Below are 811 nucleotides of genomic sequence, written 5' to 3'. Positions count from 1 at the left end.
TCCTAAAATCGGACTTACACAGTTTATGAAATACTCCCTTAATTGCCGTTCAAGATTGCTTCTCCCGATCTGTTCTCTGGAAGTCCAAATTGATCGGGATCGCAATGAAGTGTGGGGTCTGGCAAAAATCACGAGACCTGGAAGGATTGATTCTCGTTCCAGATTGCTTCTCACGATTTGTTTTCTGGGAGTACAGGTGGGTCGGGATCGCAATGCCGGGTACCACGTCATTGCGAAGGAGGTACGACTGAAGCAATCTAGACCTTAAGCTCTAACCAGTTTACCAATTCATGATTTCCTCTGTTAAATCCCTCCAATTTGGATTTAGCTTTTGGATAAGATCAATTTTCTTTTTTCTGCTACCAGCTTTAATTTGCTTTTCTCTTGCAATGGCTTCTTCGATTGAATGAAAGCCTTCGTAATATACTAGTTTCTTCATATTGCCGTTCAAGATTGCTTCTCCCGACTTGTTTTTGGGGAGTACAGGTGGGTCGGGATCGCAATGACGGGTACCACGTCATTGCGAAGGAGGGACGGCTCAAGATTGCTCCTCCCGATCTGTCCTCTGGACGTTCTAATTGATCGGGATCGCAAAGACGTGCGGGGTCTGGCTAATTTCACGAGACCTGGAAGGTTTAATTCACGTTTAAGATTGCTTCTCCCGACTTGTTTTTTGGGAGTACAGGTGGGTCGGGATCGCAATGACAGGTACCACGTCATTGCGAAGGAGGTACGGCTCAAGATTGCTCCTCCCGATCTGTCCTCTGGACGTTCTAATTGATCGGGATCGCAATGACGTGCGGGGTCTGGC

General features: G+C 46.9%; 1 protein-coding gene. It reads right to left on the bottom strand.

Annotation, left to right across the window (positions count from 1 at the left end; all coding sequences use genetic code 11):
* Positions 1 to 280 precede the first annotated feature (280 nt).
* On the bottom strand, positions 281 to 439 hold the full coding sequence (locus KIH41_RS18050) for a GIY-YIG nuclease family protein (protein WP_246539226.1): 159 nt from the start codon (positions 437 to 439) through the stop codon (positions 281 to 283).
* Between the last annotated feature and the right edge of the window lie 372 nt (positions 440 to 811).

This window comes from Litoribacter ruber, from assembly GCF_018500185.1.
Classification (GTDB): domain Bacteria; phylum Bacteroidota; class Bacteroidia; order Cytophagales; family Cyclobacteriaceae; genus Litoribacter; species Litoribacter ruber.
Note: the sequence above shows the minus strand (reverse complement) of the source record. Positions and strands in the feature narration are given on the sequence as shown.